This window comes from Pseudoalteromonas sp. T1lg88, assembly GCF_002964765.1.
GTDB lineage: Bacteria > Pseudomonadota > Gammaproteobacteria > Enterobacterales > Alteromonadaceae > Pseudoalteromonas.
This window is the reverse complement of record NZ_PQCF01000032.1, coordinates 117,359-141,744: the sequence shown is the minus strand read 5'-3', so window position 1 is coordinate 141,744 and position 24,386 is coordinate 117,359. Positions and strand designations below refer to the sequence as shown.

The following is a 24,386-nucleotide window of genomic DNA, read 5'->3' as shown; positions in this document are numbered from 1 at the left end:
CTAGGTGTAACTGTCTTCTAGCCACAAGCTATGAGTTTTCCTGCTGATATTCAGCAAGTAAACTTGCTTGCTCCTCAGTCAGAGCTAGGTTTTGCAACAAGTCTGGACGTCGTTGCCAAGTTCTTCCGAGTGACTGCTTAAGCCGCCATTTCGCAATTTCTTGGTGGTTACCGCTCAGTAAAACTGATGGAACCGCTTTGCCATCCAATATCTCTGGCCGGGTATAGTGAGGACAATCAAGCAAGCCATCCGAAAATGAGTCTTGCTCAGCCGACTGGTTGTGGCCTAACACCCCTGGCACTAATCGCGCGACCGCGTCAATTAATGTCATGGCCGGTAGTTCACCACCGCTGAGGATAAAATCCCCAATCGACCATTCTTCATCGATATAGGATTCGATGATCCTTTCATCTATACCTTCGTAACGACCAGCTACTAAAATCAGTTTGTCGCTAAGAGCAAGCTCTTGCGCGCCTTGCTGATCTAGTTTCCGCCCTTGTGGCGACATATAAATTACCTTAGCACCCTCACCCGCTGCGGCTTTGGCATCGATTATGGCCTGCTTTAATGGTTCAACCATCATCAACATGCCCGGACCACCACCATAAGGTCGGTCATCCACTGTACGATGCTTATCCGTCGCGTAATCGCGTGGGTTCCAGCAGTGAAAGTCGATTAAACCACGTTTCACTGCGCGGCCTGTGACACCCTGCTCAGTAATAGCCGAAAACATCTCGGGGAAGAGGCTTATCACCCCCACCCATAAAGGTGCTTGCGCCATTAAAAGGCCGGATCCCAGTCCACAGTAATTTGGCGAGCTTCATGATCCACGTTCTGAATAACCGAATCGGTTAAGAACGGGATTAAACGCTCACCCTTGCCAAACGCATCTTTACTGTTTGCTTTCACAACCAGTACGTCGTTTGAGCCTGTCTCCATCAAGTCATCAACCTGACCTAGGTTGTAACCTTTATCGGTTACCACCATCATGCCGATGAGATCTCGCCAATAGAACTCACCTGCCGGTAGTTCTGGCAGTTGCGCCGCATACACAGAAATTTCCACATTGGTAAAAGCCATTGCTTGGTCTCTGTCGTTTACTTGCGCGAACTTGGCGATAAAGCCTTTGTTGTGGCGACGCCAGTCACTCACTTCAAAGGATTGCCATTTACCTTGTTGCCCTATCAACCATGGGCTGAAATCGAAGATCCCTTCGGGATCATCAGTAAATGAATGTACCTTAAGCCAACCCTTAATCCCATACGGGGCTCCGAGTTTGCCAACGACGATTGTAGAGGCTTGCTCCTGTTGACTCATGGTTACACTTACGCCTATTAAGCCGCTTTACGAGCGTCTTTAACTAGTTTTGCTACGCGATCTGAAAGAGATGCACCTTGACCTACCCAGTGATCAACACGAGATAAATCTAAACGTACTTTTTCTTCCTGACCTGCAGCAATAGGGTTAAAGAAACCTACTTTCTCGATGAAACGACCGTCACGCGAGAAACGGCTATCCGCAACCACAATTTGATAGAAAGGACGCTTCTTAGCGCCACCACGTTGCAAACGAATAGTTACCATACCGTCCTCTAAATAGATTGACTGTTTTCATTAATAAGTTTACTTCCCCATAGAGGGAAGCTGGGGAATTGTACGAATTTTTTGCCACAATGCAAGTAAGAAGTGCATTTAATGCTTTGTTTATGTCGGTTAAATGCTGATCCTAAGCCGCTGTAGCAAGAGGATTTGACCGTTATTCAAACACCTGCTGGTTAATCGTCTCAGTCTATACAAATTGACGCTAAAACGCTTCGTTTTATTACCTCCCTTTATACCCGCATAACAACGTGGGTCTACTTGTTGGCATCAAGCGAGGCATCACCTAAGGTATCACCCGAGGTATCAACCGAGGCATAACCGCTGCCGATGGCAGAAAAGGGCATTTCCAATTGCAGCTCGGGCACCTGCAAGCCTATCCAGGCGGGAAAGGTGTTGCTGTTTGGCCCGGGGAACAAGGTGTATTCATGAGCCCAAGGATAGCGCGTGGCCGCAGCTTTGATCTTAGGAATAAGTTGTTGTGCCTGATTGCCACTGATGGATAAAAACTTCTCTGGCCTGGCACCATACCAGTATCTGTCCGGAGTGCTGGTTTGATAGGTGCGCAGTGCCGGGCGTCCCTGGTCTACGCCCCAACCCACCACTTCGTACACCGTATATTCATCGGCACCCTGCTCTTTAATGGCGAACCAGGTATGCACCGCAAACCAGCCGCGCCAGCCAAAGGCATCGGCGGCATAAAACTCTATAACCGCTTGTGGCTGCGAAACGGGCATAGCAATACCAGCGGGTTCACGACTGGCGGTGCGCCAATCTGAGCTGGCACAGCCGCTCACGCCAGTGAATAATAAAACTAAGAGCAAAACTCGCAACATGATCTCTACCGTTTTTGGCAAGGAGCTTAGGCTTTCACTATTTCATGTGCTCTTGGGCTTTGCAAACACATAAAAAAAGCGCGACTCGTGTCACGCTTTTTCTATCTCGTTTGTTAGAGCGATTAAAGGCTTAAAACTTAGGACCGCCAGGGCCACCCATCATACCCGGAGGTAGCATGCCCTTCATACCGCGCATCATTTTCATCATGCCGCCTTTGCCTTTCATCTTCTTCATCATCTTCTGCATTTGCGTAAATTGCTTCAACAGTTTATTGATTTCCTGCACCTGAGTGCCCGAACCCGCAGCAATACGCTTTTTACGCGAGCCCTTGATGATTTCCGGACGAGCACGCTCTTTAGGCGTCATAGAATTGATAATGGCTTCCATTTGCACAAAGGTTTTGTCGCTCATTTGGCCTTTTACCGTATCCGGCAAGTTGCTCATGCCCGGTAACTTATCAAGCATGGACATCATACCGCCCATGTTTTTCATTTGACGCAGCTGCTCGGCAAAATCTTCTAAGGTAAAGCCATCACCTTTAAATACCTTGTCGGCAACCTTGGCGGCTTTATCCTTATCAATCTTCATCTCCACTTCTTCGATAAGCGACAGTACGTCGCCCATGCCAAGAATACGTGAAGCTACCCGGTCTGGATGGAAAGGCTCTAAGGCGTCGGTACGCTCACCCACACCGATAAATTTAATCGGCTTGCCGGTGATATGACGAATTGACAGCGCCGCACCACCACGGGCATCACCGTCTGTTTTAGTCAGGATCACACCGGAAAGCGGCAGCGCTTCATCGAAGGCTTTAGCTGTATTGGCGGCATCCTGACCCGTCATTGAGTCAACAACGAATAGCGTTTCAATAGGATTGATGGCTGCGTGTAGCTCTTTGATTTCATCCATCATGTCGCTGTCGACATGCAAACGACCGGCGGTATCCACCAGCACCACATCGATAAACTTTTTCTTCGCGTGGCTAATGGCGCCAGTGGCAATATCAACCGGCTTTTGGCTGATGTCACTGGGGAAGAATTCAACATCGACTTCGTTGGCCAGGGTTTCCAGCTGTTTAATCGCCGCCGGACGATATACGTCGGCACTGACCACAAGCACGGATTTTTTCTTGCGTTCTTTTAAGAACTTAGCCAGTTTACCCACACTGGTTGTTTTACCGGCACCTTGAAGACCTGCCATCATGACTACAGCCGGAGGCTGGGCATTCAGGTTAAGCTCTTCGTTGGCCTCACCCATGGCTTTTTCAAGTTCTTCGCGGACGATTTTAATGAAAACCTGACCCGGGCTTAGGCTTTTTGTTACTTCCGTGCCAACCGCACGCTCTTTAACCTGCTTCACAAATTCACGTACTACAGGCAGGGCAACATCGGCCTCAAGTAGCGCCATACGTACTTCGCGCAGCGTTTCTTTAATATTGTCTTCGGTAAGACGGCCGCGGCCACTAATATTTTTTAGGGTCTTTCCTAATCGTTCCTGAAGGTTTTCAAACATCGCTAACGAGTCCGTTGCTACTAACTTGGCGGCGATTATAACTGAAAGCGAGGGGCAAATCCCAGAGGCAAGTGCAATGGATTCACATAATTAGATCTAGGCAAGCGTGTGTGCATTACATACAATGTCCTTTTAAAGCATTCATTTAATTCCTTATAAAGGTCATTATGCTGATCACGGTTTTGACATTATTGAGTTGTGTTTTTTACGCTGCGGCAACGGTGCACGTTTTATCACGCTTATTTCACGCCCAAGGACCTTCACAAAAAGCCACGGTCATTTTGAGTACCCTGGCAATACTGACGCACATGGTGCTGTTGGTGAATTCGGTCTTTACCAATCAGGGCCAAGATGTCAGCTTTATTAATGTCTCTTTATTAACCTGCTGGGTTATTGTGCTCTCGGTCACTGCGGTGTCGTTAAAGTTCCCGGCTACCCTGTTGTTGCCTGTGGTCTATGGCTTTGCCGCTATTTTGCTGTTTGCCAGCCTGTTTATGCCGCACCATCTGATAGTGCAAGACATTCACCTTGAAGCAGGTCTGGTTACCCATATCACGCTGTCATTACTGGCCTACTGTATTTTAATTATCGCGACCCTGTACGCGGTACAATTTTATTTTATCGATAAGCGCCTCAAGCGCAAAGACCTGGCCATTGTTTACAGCCACTTGCCGCCACTTATGGTGGTTGAGCGCCAGCTGTACCAATTGGTTACCGTGGGCACGGCGCTGTTGACTATGGCGCTGTTGTCGGGCTTTATCTTTGTCGATACCATGATCAGCAAAGAATATGCCCATAAAACCATCTTATCTCTGCTCGCTTGGGCAATATTTGCCACCGTGGTTTTAGGACGTCACCTTAAAGGCTGGCGTGGCAAGTCCTCGGTTATCACCATTATGGTCGGTGCCGCTTTCTTAACGCTTGCCTACTTCGGTAGTCGCTTTGTTCAAGAAGTGATTTTGCATCGTTTTTAACCAACCACGAATAGACCCGCATAAGCGGGCTTGACTCTGGGCTTTGAGTACCGCTTAATATACCCTGACTAACTACAAAAGGATCCTTCTTTGGACGACATATCGACGAGTACCCTGTTTATAATCTTGGGCATACTCATATTGATTTCGGGCTACTTTTCCGGCTCTGAAACCGGCATCATGTCTATAAACCGGATACGTCTTAGGCACCTAGAAAAAGAAAATCACCCTGCCGCCAAGCGTGTCAGCAAGCTACTGAACCGCCCGGACAGACTGATCGGTTTAATTCTTATCGGTAACAACCTAGTTAATATCGCCGCTGCCCAGGTGGCCACCATTATCGGTTTGCGTTTGTATGGCGACATGGGTATTGCCATCGCCACCTTTGCACTGACCCTGGTCGTGCTTATTTTTGCCGAGGTTACGCCAAAAACTCTGGCGGCTCTGTACCCAGAAAAAGTGGCCTTCCCCAGCTCGGTGATCCTCAAATTCCTGTTAAAAGTACTTTATCCTTTGGTTGTCGTGGTCAATGCCATGACCAATGGCATGCTACGCCTGTTCGGTGTATCGACTCAGGAAATTGAAGAGCACAGCCTGAGTAAAGAAGAATTAAAAACCGTGGTAAGTGAGTCCGGTGCCCTGTTACCGGCCAAACACAAAAGCATGCTGACCTCAATTTTAGACCTCGAGCAGGTCACGGTTGAAGACATCATGATCCCACGTCACGAAATTAACGCCATTGATATCAATGACGATTGGAAGGTGATCAGCAAACAGCTGACTCATGCTCAGCACACCCGCGTGCTTCTGTATCGTGACCAAATCGACGATGCGGTAGGCTTTATCCACGCCCGTGATGCCCTGCGTCTGCTGACCAAGGAGCAGTTTAACAAAAACTCCCTGCTACGTGCAGTACGTGAGATTTACTTTATTCCGGAAGGAACCTCGCTCAACACCCAGTTGCACAAGTTCCAGCAGGTCAAAGAGCGTATCGGTCTTGTCGTTGACGAATACGGTGATATTCAAGGCCTGGTAACGCTTGAGGACATTCTCGAGGAAGTGGTCGGTGACTTTACCACTACCCAAACTCGCGCTCCGAGCGAGGAAGTCAATATTCAGGCCGATGGCTCAGTCCTGGTCGAAGGCAGCGCCAATATTCGCGACCTCAACAAGGAAATGGGCTGGAAACTGCCTATCGACGGTCCTAAAACCCTAAGCGGCTTAATCGTTGAGTATCTTGAAGATATTCCCGATGCCAACCTGGGCTTAAAAATCGCCGGCTACCCTATCGAGGTACTGGAAGTAAAAGAAAACATGATTAAGCTAGTGCGCGTTATCCCACCGAAAAAGCGTAAGAAAAACTAGAAAAATCAATACACCACTGTCATCTGTGCTTTAATAAAACTTTGTCGTTAACAAAGGAAAGCACAGATGACAGACATCTCCTTGGAAAATATCTACAACACAGCCATAGAAATGCTGATGCAATATGGCCCTAAATTCGTTCTCGCCATTGTTGTTCTTATCGTTGGTTGGTGGCTTATCGGCCGTGTTGCCACTATGTGTGAACGCTCCATGCACAAGGTTAAAGTGGAGGCTGGCCTAACACACTTTTTAGTCTCCTTTATCGGCGTGGTGCTTAAGGTACTGCTGCTTATCTCTGTGGCTTCTATGATAGGGGTAGAAACCACTTCCTTTATCGCCATGCTTGGTGCCGCAGGCCTGGCCGTGGGAATGGCGCTACAAGGCAGCCTGGCCAACTTTGCCGGTGGTGTGCTTATCCTCTTCTTTAAGCCTTTTAAGGTAGGTGATGTAATTGAAGCACAAGGTCATATGGGTAAGGTGGTAGAGATACAAATCTTTGTGACCGTACTGCTGACCTATGATAACCAAAGGATCATTATCCCTAATGGTGCGCTCTCTAACGGCACGGTGAAAAACCTGTTTGTTGAAGAAAACCGCCGTGTCGATATCGAGTTTGGCATCAGCTATGGCGACGACGTGCACAAGGCTCGTGAGGTATTGATGTCGGTGCTTAAAGACTATGACATGGTGCTGACAGATCCTGAGCCCCTGGTGCATGTGAGCCAGCACGGTGATAGCCATATTGGTATGCTGGTATGGGCCTGGGTCAAATCAGAAAATTATTGGCCGGTATATTTTGGCCTATACGAACGGGTGAAAATTGCCTTTGATGCCGCCGATATCACCATCCCCTTCCCGCAACGCGATGTGTATATCCACACCTTTCCAAAACAAACCCAGTAACTTGGTCAGCACATAAAAAACGGCGCCTTAGCGCCGTTTTTTAAACTCAAGAGAACAAACGCTCCAGCCAACTCTTGTCTAAATCGGCCTCGCAGCGCTTTAACTGAGCGCCGTAACGTCCGGCCCGCTGCTTCACCTTGTTGGCCACACTTAGTAACCACTTTTTGTTATTGTGAGTGCCGCGCTTAAAGCCGCCCCAGCCTTCATGATAATTAAGGTATTGGGCATAGGCATCCCACTTAGATATGCCATTAACCTGATGGGTTTTCCACACAAACCAGGCCATAAAGTCGATGGCATCGTCAAAGTCATCTCTGTCGGCACCGCCATTATCGGTTTCACGGGTATAGTCTTCCCAGGTCAGAGTTTTCGCCTGAGAATAACCATAGGCATCACTGGCACGGCCTATGGGAATAAAACCAAGGAAGTATTCCATCGGTGGTGCGGCATCGTGTTTAAAGGAGCTTTCCTGATACATCATGGCCATCAGCACATGTTTCGGCGATCCCCACTTTTCCTGGGCATCCTTGGCATCAAAATACCAATCTTCCTTTTCTTCAAAAATCTTACAGATATCATCAGGTTGCTTTGGCGGTGCGGTGGCACAACCGGACAAATACAGAGTCAGCAGCAATAAAATCGAAATTTTTTTCATTTTTTTTGAACTAACTCCTTAGGGCCCAGTCTGAGTATATGAATGCAGCAGTTTAGCATTGTTTCATCCCTGTAGAATATTTTGCGCGGCTACCTTAGCCGCGCTTTTTTATTCCTGAAACTATTCCTTAAAATAGTCATCCAAAAAGGCTTCAAAGCTCAAGGTATCCGCCGCTTCGATGTCTTTTTGCGCCACCACCGACTGCTCGGCCTGTTGCTGCAAATAGGCCTTATCGAAGCTGTGATACTGCCACTTCTGATGTTGCTCAAGGTATTCCTTCGCAAGCTCCAGGGCAAATACGCCATTGTCCGTATTAGCGGCCAATAACTGTGCCATATAACGACCTGAGGTGGTTTTTTCAGGAGCATCTACCCAGGTTGCAAGCTCATTGACCGTTTCACGGTAATGACTCACACCATGGGCCGTATCCATATAATCGGCCACCTTAGCAAGCTCAGCAAAAATATCGCCGGCCCACTGGGTTAACGAGACCTCTTGAGCATTGCGAACTAGTACAAGCTCAGGGTTGCGGCCCTGATTGACTACCTGATCGAGGTTTTCCTGTGTTTGCGTTTGCTCTTCCCAGCTCATCTGTGGCGAGGCCTTAAGCAGGCAGTAGGTTAGAAATACATCGAGGAAATAAATTTGCTGTAAGTCGATACCGGTATCGGCAAAGGGATTCACATCCAAGGCACGGATCTCGATATATTCAATGCCACCACGTAACAGCGCTTCTGTTGGTTTTTCACCGGAGCGGGCATTACGTTTAGGGCGAATAGGCGAGTAAAACTCGTTTTCTATTTGTAAAATATTCTTGTTGAGCTGCTGCGGCACGGCTCCGTGATAATCTTCCAAGTCCTGATATAAATTTGAAGGCAGGCTGATCGCCTTTTTCAGGCCATCGACGTATTCCTCAAGGGAGTTATACATGACCTTTAAACTGGACTGGGCACTATTGGTATAACCGAGATCGCCTAAACGCAGCGCCGTACCATGCTCAAGATATAAAGAGCCCTTACCGAGCGATTTAAAGGGCAAGTCGGTTTTGCGCCCTTCCAAGAAAGAGCTACACAGGGCTGGCGAAGCGCCGAACAAATAACTGATCAGCCATAATTCGCGCTTAAAGTTACGAATAAGACCAAGGTAACCGTCGGAAATAAAAGACTGCAACTCACCGCTATCGCCGCTTTGGCTTTGCAGGCTGCGCCAGAAGCTCAGTGGAAATGAGATATTGAAGTGCACACCAGCAATGGCCTGCATCATACTGCCATAACGATTTTTTAGGCCTTCGCGATACAGGGTTTTCATTCGCCCTATGTTGGAGCTGCCAAATTGCGCTAGGGGAATTTCATCCTGATTCTGAATATAACAAGGCATACTCACGGGCCACAGCAACTCACCGTCGAGTTGTTCAAGGGTGAACTTTTGCAAGTCCCTTAGCTGCGCCAGTGTTTCTTTTGGGTCATCACTCACCGGGGTAATAAATTCTAATAAGGCTTCGGAGAAGTCGGTGGTGATCATTGAATTGGTCAGTGCGCAGCCTATGGCAACGGGATGCGGACGCGTCGACAAACCGCCCTGCTTATTCGTGCGCAATGCCTCGCGCTCGATACCACGTTGTATGCCTACTATCGCCGCCAATTCCGATGGCGCCGATAAAGCGCTAAGTCGCTGCTGTAATTGTGTACAAGTCAAAAAGTTCTACCTCTGGAGCATCAGCTCAATTGTGTTGTTATGGGGGGCATCGCTCATTACTCAAGACCAGGGCAATAAAATTACTTTCTCTTTGCTGCTATTTTGCTCAATTTGCTGATGCGCCACCCCTGCAGCACTTAAAGGCATACACCTGTGTGCTAACTTTAGCTTACCCTGGCAATACCAAGAATAAAGTCGCTGTAATTGCGAGGCATTTTTTACCACCAGCACACCCTTACCCTGTACCCTTTGATCCCGAGCCGCAGCGATAATTTGCGCCTGCGATAAGGTCGGCACAGTCACCATCACACTTTGTGCAGACAAGCCCTGTAAGCAGTGCATGCCCACTTCCATGCCCACCACATCAAGCAAATAACGCTTGGCCGGTGATTTAACAAAGTCATCATAACCGATTTGCTCAAAGCGCTCCGCTAACTCTTGGGGTAATGCACTGCGGGTGACAGCTATAACTCGATAACCCATATTGGCGGCTATTTGCAGCGCCAGCGAGCCGACGCTGCCATTGGCGCCATTAATATACAAGGGCTGGCTTTTCGGACACTCAAGCTTATTGATAGCTTGAAATGCGGTCAATCCAGCAAGACAGAGACCGGCCAACACGGGATCGGCATTCTCTTTATCGACTTTGATCAACTCGTTGTCGCGGGCTTTGGCATATTGTGCATAGGTGCCTGGGTGAGCGGCAAATCCAACCATGCCCATAACCAGATCACCGCCTTGCAGGCCTGAAACCTGCTCGCCACACTCGACCACCTCACCGTAGAGGTCATAACCCAGAGCCAGGGGCAAATTATGTTTGTTTTGCTCTGCGGCAAAACCGATACCGGCACGGGTTTTTACATCGATAGGATTAATGGCTGCACTGAGTACCTTAACCAAGACCTCATCGGCTGCAACTGTGGGATAGGCCACCGAAATGGGTTTAAGTACACCGGGCTCACCAAAGGCCTGAATAGCCATGGCTTGATAGTCGCGTGTCATAAGCAACTCTGTTTGTTCGAATTATTGGCTCTATATTGACATTACCGTCGCGCTGAGACAATAAAAAAGGCGGCCAAAAAGAGGCCGCCTTGTTATGTCTTAGAAGATTAAATTTATTTACCGATAAAGGTAAAGCCATTCTCATCGGCATCGATGCAAATGGTATTCCCGTTGTTAACTCACCAGAGAGTAGCTTCTGCGCCAGCGGGTTTTCAATGGCATGCTGAATGGCACGCTTCAACGGGCGAGCGCCATACACAGGATCAAAACCGCTTTGCGCCAGTTTAGCCAGAGCTTCATCGGTAACCTCTAGGCTAAAGCCCTTCTCAGCAAGACGTTCATACAGTTTCGCCAACTGAATATCGGCAATCTGTTTAATATGTTCGCTCGCCAATGGATGGAAGACCACGGTTTCATCAATACGGTTGATGAACTCGGGGCGGAACTGCTGCGCCAGCACCATCATCACCTTCTCTTTCATGGTGGCGTAGTCGTTTTTACTCGCTTCCTCTTGGATCACGTCCGAACCCAGGTTCGAAGTCATAATGATCACAGTGTTTTTAAAGTCCACGGTACGCCCCTGACCATCGGTTAAACGGCCATCATCGAGCACTTGAAGCAAAATATTGAACACATCCGGGTGTGCTTTTTCCACCTCATCAAGCAAGATCACCGAGTACGGACGACGACGTACGGCTTCCGTAAGGTAACCCCCTTCCTCGTAGCCGACATAACCAGGAGGCGCACCCACCAAACGAGCGACGGAGTGTTTTTCCATAAACTCGGACATATCGATACGTACCATGGCATCTTCGGTGTCAAACATAAGCTGAGCCAAGGCCTTGGTCAACTCGGTTTTACCCACACCCGTTGGCCCCAGGAATAAGAAGGAACCGATGGGACGATTAGGATCGGCCAGCCCGGCACGAGAACGACGAATGGCATTGGCCACCGCAGTCACCGCCTCATCCTGACCTATCACCCTTTGATGCAGCTCCTGCTCCATTTGCAAGAGCTTCTCGCGCTCGCCCTGGAGCATTTTCGCTACCGGGATACCGGTCCAGCGTGACAGAATCTCGGCGATTTCATCCTCGCCCACCTTATTACGCAACAGGCTCATATCCTGCATTTCGGCTTGCGATGCCAGCTCCAGCTTGCGCTCAAGCTCAGGAATACGGCCATATTGGAGCTCAGACATGCGTTGCAGATCGCTGGCACGGCGCGCTACATCCAAATCCAAACGAGCCTGCTCTAGCTCCGCCTTGATCACTTGGGTGCCCTGCAATGAGGCCTTTTCTGCACTCCAAACTTCGTCAAGCTCGGCATATTCGCCTTCGAGTTCCTTAATAAGCCCCTGCATTTCTTCGCGGCGCTTTTGTGAGGCCTCGTCTTTTTCCTTCGCCAGTGCATTATCTTCCAGCTTCAGCTGAATAATACGGCGTTCAAGACGGTCAAGCGGCTCAGGCTTAGAGTCGATTTGTAAACGAATGGACGAGCCTGCCTCATCGATAAGATCAATGGCCTTATCCGGTAACTGGCGGTCGCTAATGTAACGATGCGACAAATGCGCCGCCGCAACAATAGCCGGGTCGGTGATCTCCACCGAATGGTGCAGCTCGTAACGCTCTTTTAGGCCACGTAAAATGGCAATGGTGTCTTCAACGCTGGGCTCATCCACCAACACTTTTTGGAAGCGACGCTCAAGGGCGGCATCCTTTTCAATATATTGGCGGTACTCATCCAAGGTCGTAGCCCCAACACAGTGCAGCTCACCACGGGCCAAGGCCGGCTTAAGCATATTTCCCGCATCCATGGCGCCATCGGCTTTACCGGCACCGACCATGGTGTGTATCTCATCGATAAAGAGGATCACCTGCCCTTCTTCCTTGGCCAGCTCATTAAGCACCGACTTTAAGCGCTCTTCAAACTCACCACGGTATTTGGCACCGGCTACCAGGGCGCCCATGTCCAGCGACAAGACTCGCTTGTTTTTAAGGCCCTCGGGCACCTCGCCATTAATAATACGCTGGGCCAAGCCCTCAACAATCGCGGTTTTACCCACGCCCGGCTCACCAATAAGCACAGGGTTATTCTTGGTACGACGTTGCAATACCTGCACGGTGCGGCGAATTTCTTCATCACGGCCAATCACAGGGTCGAGCTTGCCTTGCTCGGCGCGCTCGGTCAGATCTATGGTGAATTTTTCCAAGGCCTGACGGGTTTCCTCGGCATTAGGATCATCCACTTTCTGTCCGCCGCGCAGCGCTTCTATGGCGGTTTCTACCTTGCTGCTGTTAATGTTCAGCGCCTTGAAAATATCGCCTAGGGGGCCTTTATCGTCGCAGGCGGCAAGAACAAAAATTTCGCTGGAGATGTATTTGTCTTTGCGCTTTTGCGCGTATTTGTCGCACAGATTAAGCAAGGTCACCATGTTGTTCGACAACTGCACATCGCCACCCACACCTTCGACCTTAACAAGTTTTTCAATCGCTTGAGAGAGCTTGGTATTGAGTTCATCGGCACTAACGCCGGCTTGGGCAAGTAAGGCACGCACGCTTGAGCCGCTTTGCTGCAGCAGCGCATACATAAGGTGGACGGGTTCAATAAATTGGTGGTCGCGCCCCAGTGCCAAAGATTGAGCATCGGAAAGCGCTTGTTGGAATTTACTCGTAAATTTGTCTAAACGCATGTATCTGTTTCCACTAAATAGTTTGATTAGCTAATTAATGGGTGCGAGTTAGACAATGTTCAAGATGAACGAGCAAAAAATGGACGATTATTTGCGCCAGATCACACTTGCCATACGCCCTGTTTGACCATCGCGACGATAGGAGAAGTATTGCTCGGCCAATGAATAAGTGCATTGCTGCGCATCGGCAATAGCGGTCACACCAAGGCCTTTCAGCTTTTGTGTTGCCAGCAGGGGTAAATTGGCAAGAAACTTATCGCCATGTGGCTTAAAGGCAAGCTCATGGGCACTATCAAGGGCAAGGAATTGTGCTTTGACCTCGGCGCCGACCTCAAATGCCAAGGGGCCAATTGCCGGTCCTAGCCACGCGGATATCTTAGCGGCTGGTGCATTAAATAAGGGTATGGCCTTTTCAATAATTCCCCCTTGCAAAGAGCGCCAACCGCAGTGCAAGGCGGCAATTTCTTCACCATCATCACTGGCAAGTAAAACGGGCAGGCAATCTGCTGTCATAATAGCAAGCGGCGTTTGTGCGCAGCGGGTGAATAAGCCGTCTGCTTCGATATGGCTGGTATCGCTTTGATCACTAAGAATGTGTATATGTGTGCCGTGAACCTGCTGCACATAGTGCGCCGGTGCAGGCAGGCTAGCATTCAGCAAAGCGCGATTTTGGGCAACCAAGGCGTCATCATCACCGACATGGTAGCCGAGATTAAAACCTTGATATACCCCTTGGCTGACACCGCCCTGGCGAGTGGTTTGCAAAGCTCCCACCTGTGCGGCTGCTAGAGCGGCCGCAGGCCAGGTTGGGGTAAAAATGCTGGAATTAATAGTCTTCGTGACCATTTAGCTGGGTATCGAGACGCAAGGCTTCGGTCAGGGCAACCATATCCTCGGGCACTGGCACCTGCCAACGCATTTGCTCACCTGTGATCGGGTGTGCAAGCTGCAACTTAATGGCATGCAGAGCCTGGCGCTTAAAGCCACGCAATACGCTGATAAATTCCTCACTGGCATTTTTCGGCGGACGCGGTCGACCACCATAGAAGGGGTCACCTACCAAGGGGTGGCTAATATGTGCCATATGCACACGAATTTGGTGCGTACGTCCAGATTCCAAACGCAGACGCAGGCGCGTATGAGCACGGAACTTCTCGGCAACACGGTAATGAGTTACCGCCGGCTTACCAAACTCGGTTACCGCCATATGGGTACGCTTAGTCGCGTGACGACCAATAGGTGCATCCACCATGCCACCCGCCGTCATGGTGCCATAACAAATGGCCTCATATTCACGAGTAAAGTTATCACGCTTTTGCAGCGCCGCAACCAGATGCGTTTGTGCCGGTATGGTTTTGGCTATTACCATTAGACCCGTGGTATCTTTATCCAGTCGGTGCACAATGCCGGCACGCGGCACATTTTCGATTTCTGGGCAGTGGTGCAACAAGGCATTAAGCACTGTGCCATCTGGGTTACCTGCACCTGGATGCACAACCAGACCCGCAGGCTTGTTGATCACTAAAATATCATCGTCTTCATAAACGATATTCAAATCGATATCTTGTGCTTCATACTCGCGCGGTGCTTCCAGCTGGGCTTCGATGTTAACCTGTTCTCCCCCCAACAATTTTTCACGTGGGGTGTTTACCACCAGGCCGTTAACATGCACCATGTCATCGAGAATCCAAGTTTTAATGCGCGAGCGAGAATAATCCGGGAACAATTGCGCTAAAATCTGGTCTAGACGTTTACCGCCCAGCTCTACGGGAACCTCTGCACTGAGGGAAATTTGTTCTGCCATAAGCAAGTTTTACCTAATTTACCAGTGCAAGGTCTGCTTGACTGGGTTAGAATCGCATAATTCGCATAGTTTACTCGGTTTTACCTACTTGGCCTAGCCAAAGACAACGAAGGTACCTAATTAATGATAAATAAAATAAGTAAACGGGCATTAGCAGTCGTATTCACGGCCTCCTTACTTAGCGCATGTTCATCGGCACCAGAGCAAGAAGAAATAGAACGCGTGCCTAATAAATCGGCGCAGGCGCTCTATGAAGACGCACGCCAAACGCTAGATTCGGGCCTTTACGCCCGTGCGATAGAATTACTTTCCGCTATTGATGCTCGCTATCCTTTCGGTCCATTTTCTAAACAAGTACAGATGGACTTGGTCTACGCTCACTATCAAACTGGCAATACCGAGCAGGCCCTGGCTACCATCGACCGTTTTATTCGCTTAAACCCCAACCATAAAGACTTGGACTACATGTATTACATGCGGGGCTTGGTGAATATCAAGGCGGATGAAAATGCATTTCAGGAATACTTTGGTGTTGACCGCGCCGACCGCGATGCCCAGCGCACTCGCGTCGCCTTTAGTGATTTCTCAACTCTGATCAATAATTACCCTGAGAGTAAATATGCTCCCGAGGCCAAACGTCGCTTGGTATGGCTGCTAAATAAAATGGCTCGTAATGAGTTAAAGGTAGCGAATTATTACTATGAGCGTGAGGCTTATTTGGCGGCCGCCAACCGTGGTAAATATGTGGTAGAGCATTTCTCGCAAAGCAGCTATTTAATCCCGGCGCTGGAAATGATGGTGAAGAGCTATGAAAAGCTTGGCCTTGATGACGTGGCTGCGCACACCAGACAAACGCTGGAATTAAACAAGGATAAACGTTAAGTCGTTATACAGCTTAACCAAGATACTAAAAATCCGATGCTCAACACATCGGATTTTTTTATAGCTTGAATATCAATTTTACTAGTGTAATTGATATTAGATGGCTTGTTCGTCTTCTTCTTGTGTACGGATACGTACTACACGCTCGACATCGGTCACAAAAATTTTACCGTCACCAATTTTGCCCGTTTGTGCCGTGCTTACTATGACTTCAATGGCACGATCGACATCTTCATCGGCAAGGACAATATCAAGCTTCACTTTAGGCAGAAAGTCGACCATATACTCGGCGCCACGATAAAGCTCAGTATGTCCCTTTTGGCGGCCAAAGCCTTTCACTTCGCATACCGTCATACCCGTGATACCCACCTCAGATAAGGCTTCTCGTACGTCGTCCAATTTAAATGGCTTGATGATGGCTTCTACTTTTTTCATATTTTCGTTCTTGCGCTGGCAGATGAGCCGATTTTAGTCAATTGTTGACGGCGACGCAAACATCAAAGGGGGTGACTAATGCGTTAATAGTGTTAAAATTAATATAATTACGCCAACAGGACGATGTAATGAAAAATCATCACTTTACAAAGCAACGCGGTTTTACCCTAATTGAACTGATGGTCACAATCGCCATTGGTGCCATCTTATTGGGCATGGCTTTATTCAGCACTACACAAATGACGAATAAAGAAAAAGCCAATAATTTTGCCATGGAATTTAAGCGTCAGGTTAAGTTCGCCCGCGCTAAAGCCATGACGACCGGCGACCCAGTGATCATGTGCGCCATGGCCAATCCGGGAGAAAATGGCTCTTGTGCGACAGACTGGACAACGGGCACCATCATCATGTTTTCTGATATAGACAACAGCGGCAGTTTTGAAAAAGACAATGATATTTTACTGCGCTCATTGTCTTCTCTTGTTTCTAATAGCAAGTTAAAAGCTTCTTCTACAACAATTAGGTTTAATGAAAAAGGTCAAGTGAGTGCAACACAAAGCTTTATTTATTGCCCAACCAGCGACAATAAATACAATGTTGAGCTTCAAGTAATGCCTGCTGGCACCATTCGCGACCTAGGCAAAACCACCAGTACTTGCGATTCCTAACAAGGCAGCTAACCTTATAGCTAAAGGATTAGATATGGGCTTCAAGGATGAAAGCACAATCTCTGGTTTATTCACATCATGCTGCCTTAGGTATGACGCTGGTAGAATTAATGGTTGCTATCTCAATAGCCGCTATTCTTATCAGCATCGCTCTGTTTAGCTTCGGTGACCTACAACTTACTAATCGCCGCACTAACTATATGCAAACCCTACACCGCAATGTAATGTCGGCCCGCGCCTACGCCATCTACCATAATCAGTTTGTAAGAATCTGCCCGCAAATAGCACAGCAATGCACAGATTCTTGGCAAAACGACATAATGATTTTTGTTGACGAAAATCAAGACCGCCAGCGCAATGCTAATGAACAGATCCTGCGTGTTATCTCCCCTCCTCGTTCAGGCGACCGAATCAGCTATTCGCGAACCGGTGTCAGTTTTAAACCCACAGGAATGTTACTGGGATTTAATAACGGCAGCTTTATCTATTGCTCGGCAGAGCCCAAATTAAATCAACCCGCACTGCGTATTACTGTGAGTCTAGTCGGCCGAATTCGCTTACTTGAGGATAGCGACAAATGTAATTAGGAACGCTGCAAGGGTATGATTTGGTTACCGCCCGACTCACGTGTTTTTTTGGAGGTTCACCTCGAACAACAGGCACCTTGTAAACGCCGTGCTGCATCGCTACGTTCACGTGTACGGGCTCACTTATATTGGGAAGGCTCTCTATATCAATCTCGGCTCTATTGGTACTTAAACGAAGCGATAGAGTAAAGCCAAAGCACATATAACTCCCAAAACGACGTTATAAGCCAAATAAAAATGCCAGCAAAGCTGGCATTTTCTAAAGCGTGAAACTAGGTTCGTTGATACTAACGCAACTTCAGCTTATCCAATTTACGTGCGTTAGTATCAGAAAACTCTTCACTGCGTAAAACGCACTGCTGAATTTCTGCTACCCGTTGTAGCTTCTTGCCTGGGTATTTATGCCCTTCTGCAATAGCCGCATTAGCCGCCTGCGCCTTACTTTTTTGCTTTATCTCCACATCGATAACGGCAAAGGTATTGTCTTCTAACAAGGCATAGCACTTATAACCATTAAGCGATTTAGCGTAAACGCTTGATGACAAGGCAACCAAGGCACCCGCTAACATTAATTTTGATAAAATTTTCATATAGCTTACCTCTTCCAACAAATGTCGGTATTGGCGCTTGGAGTTGCGCCTTTAACGCCAACCTCGTTTATGGTGAATGTTGTACAATTGGTGTCTTTTAACGCCACTCCTCCCGCTGGGGTGGCTGTTATTACGAAACTTTGCCCATCTACGGTGGCTGAAAGTGCGTACAAACCCGACTCTGTAGTAGTACTTAAACCCAAGTTACTTATGGTCGTTGTATATTGACGATTATCAGCAAAATACTGTTCTTGCTTGCTTGCCGCATCAAGTACCGCACTCATGGCCTCTGAGCGGGCACTACTAATAACAAAGCTCTGATAATTCGGATAGGCAATAGCCGCTAAAATTCCGACTACTGCCACCGTAATCATCAATTCTATTAGTGTAAATCCGTTACTTCTTTCCATTAGTTATTATCCTCTAGGCGATAAATATAGTTCTGTATGGTTCTAAAGCCTGGCTTGGTTGGATTAGGACCATCAACGCCAATTAAGGGCGGTAGTCCACCTGTTTCACCAGGAGAAGGGTCTGGATTCCAAATAGTAGCGGTTCCACAGTTTAGACAATAGAAGCCATCAGGAGGACCTACAACCCATGTCATAGGTGGTGGGATCTTATTACCTAAGTCCAAAGAGATGCTGTTATACACACTGGAACCATAATTCAGGTTAAATGCATACAATAAGCCTTGACCACCATCGAGCACGCATTGCGCTATATTGTTGTTCTCACTCGGCGTAAACGAAGTGAAATAAGCAACACCAAATAGCACTGATGGCTTAGCAAGTGATTTTTCGGTCGCTTTTAATTTATACATCCAGCCATCGTAATTGCCCAATTCCTCCTCGAGCGCTATAAAAGCGTCACTAGTCGGATCAACTCCGTCAAAAGGCAAATTTGAAACATCTTTTAAATCACCCATGGTTAAAGGGTCTGGCTTGTTGGTGACATCAAATGTCTTAGTCTGTGTATTCATATCACGCAACATATAAAGGTAGTTACTTTCTTTGGTTTCGAGCGGGTGTGACCGATTACCACTACCCACTAACACGGCTTCAAACGGAAGCTCTTGCCTTGATACCACTGTGGTTGACTGTCCGTCTACAGTTACCTCCTCAGTTTCTACCTTAGTAAAGTAGGTACGGGTAACAGAAGGACCGTAATAGAAGCGGCGCTGTTCCGACTCAACCGCCGCGTTACTAAATTGAGCAAACTTAAACACCGACCAAGAACTCTTATCGCTACTGGGCATATCGAATCGCCACACATTACCACCTGTATCGCTGGCATACATGCGGTCGGTATAACCGTCATAGTTACCGTCTAGCATGGCTACTTCACCAACAATTCCGTGCTGACCTTCAAAAAATTTACCATCACCTATCAGGGCTAAAGGTTCGTTGGTAAATTTGCCAACTAGGCTGCCATCACGGGCTTTAATCATGTAAACGCCACGACCAACCGAATCGGCCTCGAAGCTGGAATCTTTGCCTATGTCATAACCGCCTCCAAAAACCAAGATCGGCTCATCATTGCCGTCAGCATCACGATATCCTTGGAGGTAAGTAATAACGGGTTGTGACCAGGTTTGTCCTAGTTGCCCCATACCCGGAGTAGTAGAATCCAAAGACCACATTAGCTCTGGTGCATTACTATTAGACATGTCTATTGCATAATATGAATTACCACCACGTCGCATTCCGATAAAGACCCACACCGTATCCACGCCATCATCTACAATGCCATCGTTATTTTTGTCGTTAAAATACACGGTGGCGGTGCCATCCATACCATAAACTTTCTCCCCACTTTCATTACTGCGCAGGACCGCTAAATTATCGAGTAACTCGTGAGGAATAAAACTCCATTGTTCAGTTAAGGTATCATTTCTATCCGAGAACAAGTGTACAAAACCGGCGTTAGTTCCAATAATAATTTTTATTTCACCGTCAGGGTAACTCAGAGCCACCGGGCGCGAATGCAAGGGATCACCCATAATATCCTGGCGTGTATCATTGGTTTGTTCATCATTATCATCATCATCGACATCGAAGCCACGTGCCCAATTAATCAAGTCAGTGATCTCAGTAGCTGGAACCCCAAGCTTCCCAGCAGCCACCTCTTCACTGCCATGGAAACTATTCACATTTGATGCAGTTAGGCTAGTCAGAGCACCACCTTCATCTGCAAGATTAGAATATACGTTGCGGTTACCTGCACTTAGCTGTGATAACACATAGTTAGCACCACCGGCACGCACGTCACCACCATCGGGCGCGGCACTCCAGAATGTAGTAGCAATGCCATTTCCGGATTTTATATTACCATTCGTATCAAGCGCTGGAGCACCATTTTTATCCACTACATTACCCTGGGATACTTTTAACTTTTTCAAGTTACCGGCCCAACGGGCACCTTCGGTGGGTAAAAACATAGCGTAATAGACGGAATCCGATGTCTGTGTGCGGTCAAAGTTATTACTGGCTACCGAAGGAGCAGTAAAAGAGGTAGATGTAGCCAAAATAGTATTCAAGGTTTCTTGAATCGCATCTTCTAGCGACTCACCATCGTCAGCAAAATAATAACGACCACCACCGGCTTGCGCCGCCTTCTCCAAAATAGCTTCTGGCGCACCATCACCAAAGCCTACCGTATAAAGTGTCGCACTTTGGATACCGCCCACATTGGTATTAATATCATTTTTATGCATCCAATGCGCCAGGGCTGGAAGATAACTCTCATCAACAACCAAGTCACCAAACTCGTCCGACGTCAAGGTCATACCATCGAGTCTTGCGATAGCTTCATTGGCTGCTTCATCTCGTACTGGAAGGCCATCGGTAATATAAATAATACTAATATTAGAGGGGCAATCACCACGGTAGGTGAAAGGGGTAATGTAAGTCTGGGTACCATCAACATCCGTAACAATCGAGCTGTCGTAGGATGGACTATTACCTGTGTAACCAAGATATTCACATTCATCATTAGCATTAGAACTATTGCGATCAGTCTCACTATTACAATCGGTGTCATCATCGCCAAATAATACCGGATTACCCGCAAAGTAATTGTAGGCTTCGAATAAGGTTTCGCAAAGAGGGGTAGCCGTTTGCGCTTCAATAGATCTAACTATATCAACGATGTTTTCATCACCGCCACCAAAACCAGCCACTATCCGGCCACCATCCCGGTTGTTTTCTGCCGGATAGTTTAGGTTATACAACATAAGTGCAAAATCGGCTTCTTGTGTTGCCCCTAGTGTCGAGCGAATCGTTTCCCGGGCGACTTCAATTTTCTGCTCTTCGGTTGTATTGACTGACTTATTAATATGCCAACGCACATAATTGGGTGTATATAGCGTTACAATCCTGGCTTGCTCAAATTCAGCTTCCATTTGCTCGCGAGAGTAGTCGCTGGGACTTGACCCACTATAGCCGAGGAATGGGTTATGACCGCTGACATTGGCATTGCTTGGAAAGCCTTCTAACTCATCATCAATTTGTGAGCTATAGACTTGGCCAGATTTAACTTGTAGGTACTGAGGTAAACTGGCGGTTGGGTTTTCAAACTCATTGTCGCTATCGTTATTACGAAAGTCATCCAAACAATCAACGGCGCTGTTCATATTACCACCGTTATCGTTCTTTAAGTTTTCCCAACTTCCCCCGTTACCAGCCTTTGAAAACTCAAGCATCTTGCCGGTATAAAAACCGTATTCGGCCAGTGCTTCTTTCGCAGCATCACAACCATTTAGCAGCATTTCAAAACGCTTAGCATCGGCTCTGGTTTCGAGATCGGTAAGGGGTATATCGTCTAATGGTATGCCTACCGAATAGAAAATATACCCTTCATCAAAGGCGTTACTTGAACCTATGCCTTCGTATGTTTCCGCAGGGTTATAAGGAATGGCTGCTGTAACAGTCTCATTCATACTACCTGAGTTATCAAGAATAAAGAGTACCTTAGGCTTGGCGCCCACAGCCGCAGAATTACCAACATAGACTTCTATGTCCTCGGCATGAATTGCTGCAGGCACCGACAGTGCACACAACAAAGCTAACTTTTTAAAAACTTTCATCTTGTTCACCTATTATTTAATGCCGCACAGGCTATAGAGATTCTTGCTCTATACCGGCAACCACGCTGACCGTATGGCGATTGTTTTTTCCATAAGCAACTGAGCTAACAACCCTTAAGTCACGGCTGCATTTAATTTGCGTACTAGTGTCATGAGCTGATCGTTTACGCGAGCAGTTGGTAGGACTGGGTACCCCCGGCGCCTTAAGTAAGGACAAGGACGCCTTAGCGCCTGCCGCGGTTAAATCCACTTTTTCATCATCCGGTTTACTGCCGTCGGTTGGAGATGGCGCTAAATTGGGCTTGGTAAAATTAGTGGCACCATTTACCTTAATCTCTTCATAAATAGCACGGCTTGCATCTGCATAGACCGAAGTTAAGGCTTCGTCATATTCTTGCGCCGCATTGATCACTTTCATGTCAACGCTACTGCTGCTCATTAGCGTTACGGCTACGCCACTCACGACTAGCACCATAACAAGGGCGGCGATTAATACTACGCCCTGCTGGCGAGCACGTCCTAAATTGCTATTAACCATTGGTTGCCTCCGGCATTGTTAATTTTAAAGGTTGAAACAAACACCATGCGACGATAATTTCCTGGCACATCCGCACCTGTTAATATTCGTTGTGTGGCGGCGGCATCCCCACCTAATGTATAGGTTTTGTTTTTTAACTGGATGTTATTATCTTCCTTTGCTGCACGCACTAATACAGATACTTGCACGGTTTTAATACTTGTCGTGCCCGACTGCTCCCAATCAGTTTCTGTCATTTGGTTTGCGTCTCGATATACATCCACATCGCCATTGCCATCGTTGTCGAGACCGTAAAGGAAGCGAATATTTTCCACACCTTCAAGTACTGGCTCAGTTTGCATTGCGCCATTGATTAAGCGTTTACGCATAAGCACAGGCACGGTAATATCTTTACCGCCCGAGGTATAAGTATCCTCGGCTACGTAATACACTAGGTGCTCGTAGGGCCAGACCCCTTTACCTAATTCAAAAGGAATAGGAGCACCATCTCCTTTGCTAAAACGCGCATCAGCTAAGGTGGTTTGCACATAATACTGGCCAGCCTGTGTGGCTTGCCCAGACACTTCCTCGCCTGTGGCTCGTTTAATTTGGATAACATCACTTCCGGTCTTAGCATTGGCAATACAACCAAGCACACTTGCCGTCTTAGCTTCTACTCCATATATAACTCGAAAGTTTGTTGCTGCGCCAGGATCTGGAAAGCTGCCGTTATTTAGCCCTGCGGAACAATCAGTGGCCGGAGCCGTCGTGGCAACCACAGAGGTAGCCAAGGAGTCAGGATTTAAGCGACCAAAAAAGCCTGCCATTCTCAGATCTTTTCCTAAGATATCCAGTGCAATACGGCCGGTTTCTTGCAACTCTCCCATCTCCACCGTGTCCGATGTGGTTACCTTCATGCTCAGGTAGGTAAACATCACGCCACCAATTAGAAATAAGCCAACGACCATGGCGATCATTAGCTCTAATAGGGTGTAACCGGCGCTACGATTAAACCTGTTGTGCTTTATATCCATTGTCGCTCCCTACACAAATAGAAATGAATTAAGTGCTAACACACGGCGGCGGTCATCATTGGTACCGCAATCTGCTTTTATGGCCCCCGCATCTGCATTACTGGTCAACTCTTGGCGTGAATCCCAAGATACCACAACATTAATGGCTAGGTTATTGGCGCCACCATTGGTAGTAATGCAAATCATGGCATCGGATAATGACCCCGTATTATCGACCGCACGAATCGACTTACGCCAATGTTCAATATCAAAACCCGCGATTTGAGCCGCACTACAGTCGCTGTTTATACAGCTAACATAGCCGCCATCCTGCGTATCACTACTGGCAATATTACCATTGTAGTTACCGGCCAGCGCCCCTTCGGTATTGGCTTTCATACGCTCAATCACATCATTGGCAACGCCTAGCGCTGCCGCGCGCTGCATGGCGTCATAGGTAGCCTGTTTCGCCTTAGCTTGTAAGGCAATGGCACCGAGGAGGCCAAAGACTAAAACAATAAACGCGATAAGCGTTTCTAGGAGGGTAAAACCTTGTTGATTACGCATAATGATCCA

The 24,386-nt window shown here is 47.7% G+C and carries 23 protein-coding genes and 1 pseudogene; 6 read left to right on the top strand and 18 right to left on the bottom strand.

Features of this window, described 5'->3' with window-relative positions; all coding sequences use genetic code 11:
* Positions 1–28: 28 nt before the first annotated feature.
* The 5 genes from trmD to ffh all read right to left on the bottom strand — a co-directional run bounded on the left by trmD (position 29) and on the right by ffh (position 3,947).
* Positions 29–781, bottom strand: coding sequence for a tRNA (guanosine(37)-N1)-methyltransferase TrmD (gene trmD, locus C2M34_RS12270; RefSeq protein ID WP_105200997.1), 753 nt, complete (start codon positions 779–781; stop codon positions 29–31).
* Positions 781–1,317: a ribosome maturation factor RimM gene (gene rimM / locus C2M34_RS12265; protein WP_105200996.1), complete on the bottom strand. Its 537-nt coding sequence runs from the start codon at positions 1,315–1,317 to the stop codon at positions 781–783. The genes trmD and rimM overlap by 1 nt, the downstream gene beginning before the upstream one ends.
* A 17-nt stretch (positions 1,318–1,334) precedes the next feature.
* Entirely contained in the window at positions 1,335–1,583 is a 249-nt protein-coding gene (gene rpsP, locus C2M34_RS12260) for a 30S ribosomal protein S16 (RefSeq protein ID WP_017216164.1), read from the bottom strand.
* A gap of 272 nt (positions 1,584–1,855) precedes the next feature.
* Positions 1,856–2,434, bottom strand: coding sequence for a DUF3750 domain-containing protein (locus C2M34_RS12255; RefSeq protein WP_199878796.1), 579 nt, complete (start codon positions 2,432–2,434; stop codon positions 1,856–1,858).
* 130 nt (positions 2,435–2,564) lie between these two features.
* The gene (ffh, locus tag C2M34_RS12250; protein WP_105200995.1) at positions 2,565–3,947 is read right to left on the bottom strand and encodes a signal recognition particle protein; all 1,383 of its coding nucleotides are present in this window, start codon (positions 3,945–3,947) and stop codon (positions 2,565–2,567) included.
* Between the two features lie 167 nt (positions 3,948–4,114).
* On the opposite strand from ffh, the gene C2M34_RS12245 reads away from it, so the two are divergent.
* From C2M34_RS12245 to C2M34_RS12235, 3 genes are all read left to right on the top strand, one after another.
* Entirely contained in the window at positions 4,115–4,921 is an 807-nt protein-coding gene (locus tag C2M34_RS12245) for a cytochrome C assembly family protein (RefSeq protein WP_105213050.1), read from the top strand.
* 90 nt (positions 4,922–5,011) lie between these two features.
* Positions 5,012–6,286 (top strand): HlyC/CorC family transporter, encoded by a 1,275-nt coding sequence (locus tag C2M34_RS12240; RefSeq protein ID WP_105258950.1) that lies wholly within the window; start codon positions 5,012–5,014, stop codon positions 6,284–6,286.
* A gap of 66 nt (positions 6,287–6,352) precedes the next feature.
* A complete protein-coding gene (locus tag C2M34_RS12235) occupies positions 6,353–7,189 on the top strand; it encodes a mechanosensitive ion channel family protein (RefSeq protein WP_105213052.1) in 837 nt (278 codons plus the stop codon).
* 46 nt (positions 7,190–7,235) lie between these two features.
* Here the strand turns inward: C2M34_RS12235 and C2M34_RS12230 are convergent, their stop codons facing one another.
* From C2M34_RS12230 to rluD, 6 genes and pseudogenes are all read right to left on the bottom strand, one after another.
* Positions 7,236–7,844 (bottom strand): transglycosylase SLT domain-containing protein, encoded by a 609-nt coding sequence (locus C2M34_RS12230; RefSeq protein ID WP_105200991.1) that lies wholly within the window; start codon positions 7,842–7,844, stop codon positions 7,236–7,238.
* A gap of 120 nt (positions 7,845–7,964) precedes the next feature.
* Positions 7,965–9,539 (bottom strand): glutamate--cysteine ligase, encoded by a 1,575-nt coding sequence (gene gshA / locus C2M34_RS12225; RefSeq protein WP_105258949.1) that lies wholly within the window; start codon positions 9,537–9,539, stop codon positions 7,965–7,967.
* Between the two features lie 60 nt (positions 9,540–9,599).
* Positions 9,600–10,541: an NADP-dependent oxidoreductase gene (locus tag C2M34_RS12220; RefSeq protein WP_105258948.1), complete on the bottom strand. Its 942-nt coding sequence runs from the start codon at positions 10,539–10,541 to the stop codon at positions 9,600–9,602.
* A gap of 113 nt (positions 10,542–10,654) precedes the next feature.
* Positions 10,655–13,230, bottom strand: a pseudogene (clpB, locus tag C2M34_RS12215) (ATP-dependent chaperone ClpB).
* An 87-nt stretch (positions 13,231–13,317) separates the two neighbouring features.
* Positions 13,318–14,004, bottom strand: coding sequence for a peptidoglycan editing factor PgeF (gene pgeF / locus C2M34_RS12210; RefSeq protein WP_325042616.1), 687 nt, complete (start codon positions 14,002–14,004; stop codon positions 13,318–13,320).
* Positions 14,005–14,056: 52 nt separating this feature from the next.
* On the bottom strand, positions 14,057–15,034 hold the full coding sequence (rluD, locus tag C2M34_RS12205; RefSeq protein ID WP_105200987.1) for a 23S rRNA pseudouridine(1911/1915/1917) synthase RluD: 978 nt from the start codon (positions 15,032–15,034) through the stop codon (positions 14,057–14,059).
* Between the two features lie 123 nt (positions 15,035–15,157).
* Between rluD and C2M34_RS12200 the strand changes: the two genes are divergently transcribed.
* Entirely contained in the window at positions 15,158–15,916 is a 759-nt protein-coding gene (locus tag C2M34_RS12200) for an outer membrane protein assembly factor BamD (protein ID WP_105200986.1), read from the top strand.
* Between the two features lie 96 nt (positions 15,917–16,012).
* Here C2M34_RS12200 and glnB read toward each other — a convergent pair whose 3' ends face one another.
* Positions 16,013–16,351: a nitrogen regulatory protein P-II gene (gene glnB / locus C2M34_RS12195; protein ID WP_105190133.1), complete on the bottom strand. Its 339-nt coding sequence runs from the start codon at positions 16,349–16,351 to the stop codon at positions 16,013–16,015.
* A gap of 128 nt (positions 16,352–16,479) precedes the next feature.
* Here glnB and C2M34_RS12190 point away from each other — a divergent pair, with 128 nt between their 5' ends.
* Positions 16,480–17,019 carry a GspH/FimT family pseudopilin gene (locus C2M34_RS12190; RefSeq protein ID WP_105258946.1) on the top strand — a complete coding sequence of 180 codons (540 nt, stop codon included), beginning with the start codon at positions 16,480–16,482 and terminating at the stop codon, positions 17,017–17,019.
* A gap of 47 nt (positions 17,020–17,066) precedes the next feature.
* The gene (locus tag C2M34_RS12185; RefSeq protein ID WP_105258945.1) at positions 17,067–17,606 is read left to right on the top strand and encodes a GspH/FimT family protein; all 540 of its coding nucleotides are present in this window, start codon (positions 17,067–17,069) and stop codon (positions 17,604–17,606) included.
* A 287-nt stretch (positions 17,607–17,893) separates the two neighbouring features.
* On the opposite strand, the gene C2M34_RS12180 is transcribed toward C2M34_RS12185, so the two are convergent.
* From C2M34_RS12180 to pilV, 6 genes are read right to left on the bottom strand one after another with little or no spacing between them, the layout of a single operon-like run.
* Entirely contained in the window at positions 17,894–18,196 is a 303-nt protein-coding gene (locus tag C2M34_RS12180; protein ID WP_105213057.1) for a hypothetical protein, read from the bottom strand.
* Between the two features lie 5 nt (positions 18,197–18,201).
* Positions 18,202–18,606: a type IV pilin protein gene (locus C2M34_RS12175; protein WP_105258944.1), complete on the bottom strand. Its 405-nt coding sequence runs from the start codon at positions 18,604–18,606 to the stop codon at positions 18,202–18,204.
* Complete coding sequence (locus C2M34_RS12170; protein WP_105258943.1) at positions 18,606–22,280, bottom strand: pilus assembly protein; 3,675 nt, start codon at positions 22,278–22,280, stop codon at positions 18,606–18,608. Before C2M34_RS12170 ends, C2M34_RS12175 begins: the two co-directional genes overlap by 1 nt.
* Before the next feature lie 31 nt (positions 22,281–22,311).
* Positions 22,312–22,818, bottom strand: a complete 507-nt coding sequence (locus tag C2M34_RS12165; RefSeq protein ID WP_158681443.1) for a pilus assembly PilX family protein — start codon at positions 22,816–22,818, stop codon at positions 22,312–22,314.
* Positions 22,800–23,831, bottom strand: a complete 1,032-nt coding sequence (locus C2M34_RS12160; protein ID WP_105259288.1) for a PilW family protein — start codon at positions 23,829–23,831, stop codon at positions 22,800–22,802. Before C2M34_RS12160 ends, C2M34_RS12165 begins: the two co-directional genes overlap by 19 nt.
* Positions 23,832–23,840: 9 nt before the next feature.
* Complete coding sequence (gene pilV / locus C2M34_RS12155; RefSeq protein WP_105258941.1) at positions 23,841–24,377, bottom strand: type IV pilus modification protein PilV; 537 nt, start codon at positions 24,375–24,377, stop codon at positions 23,841–23,843.
* Positions 24,378–24,386: the final 9 nt, after the last annotated feature.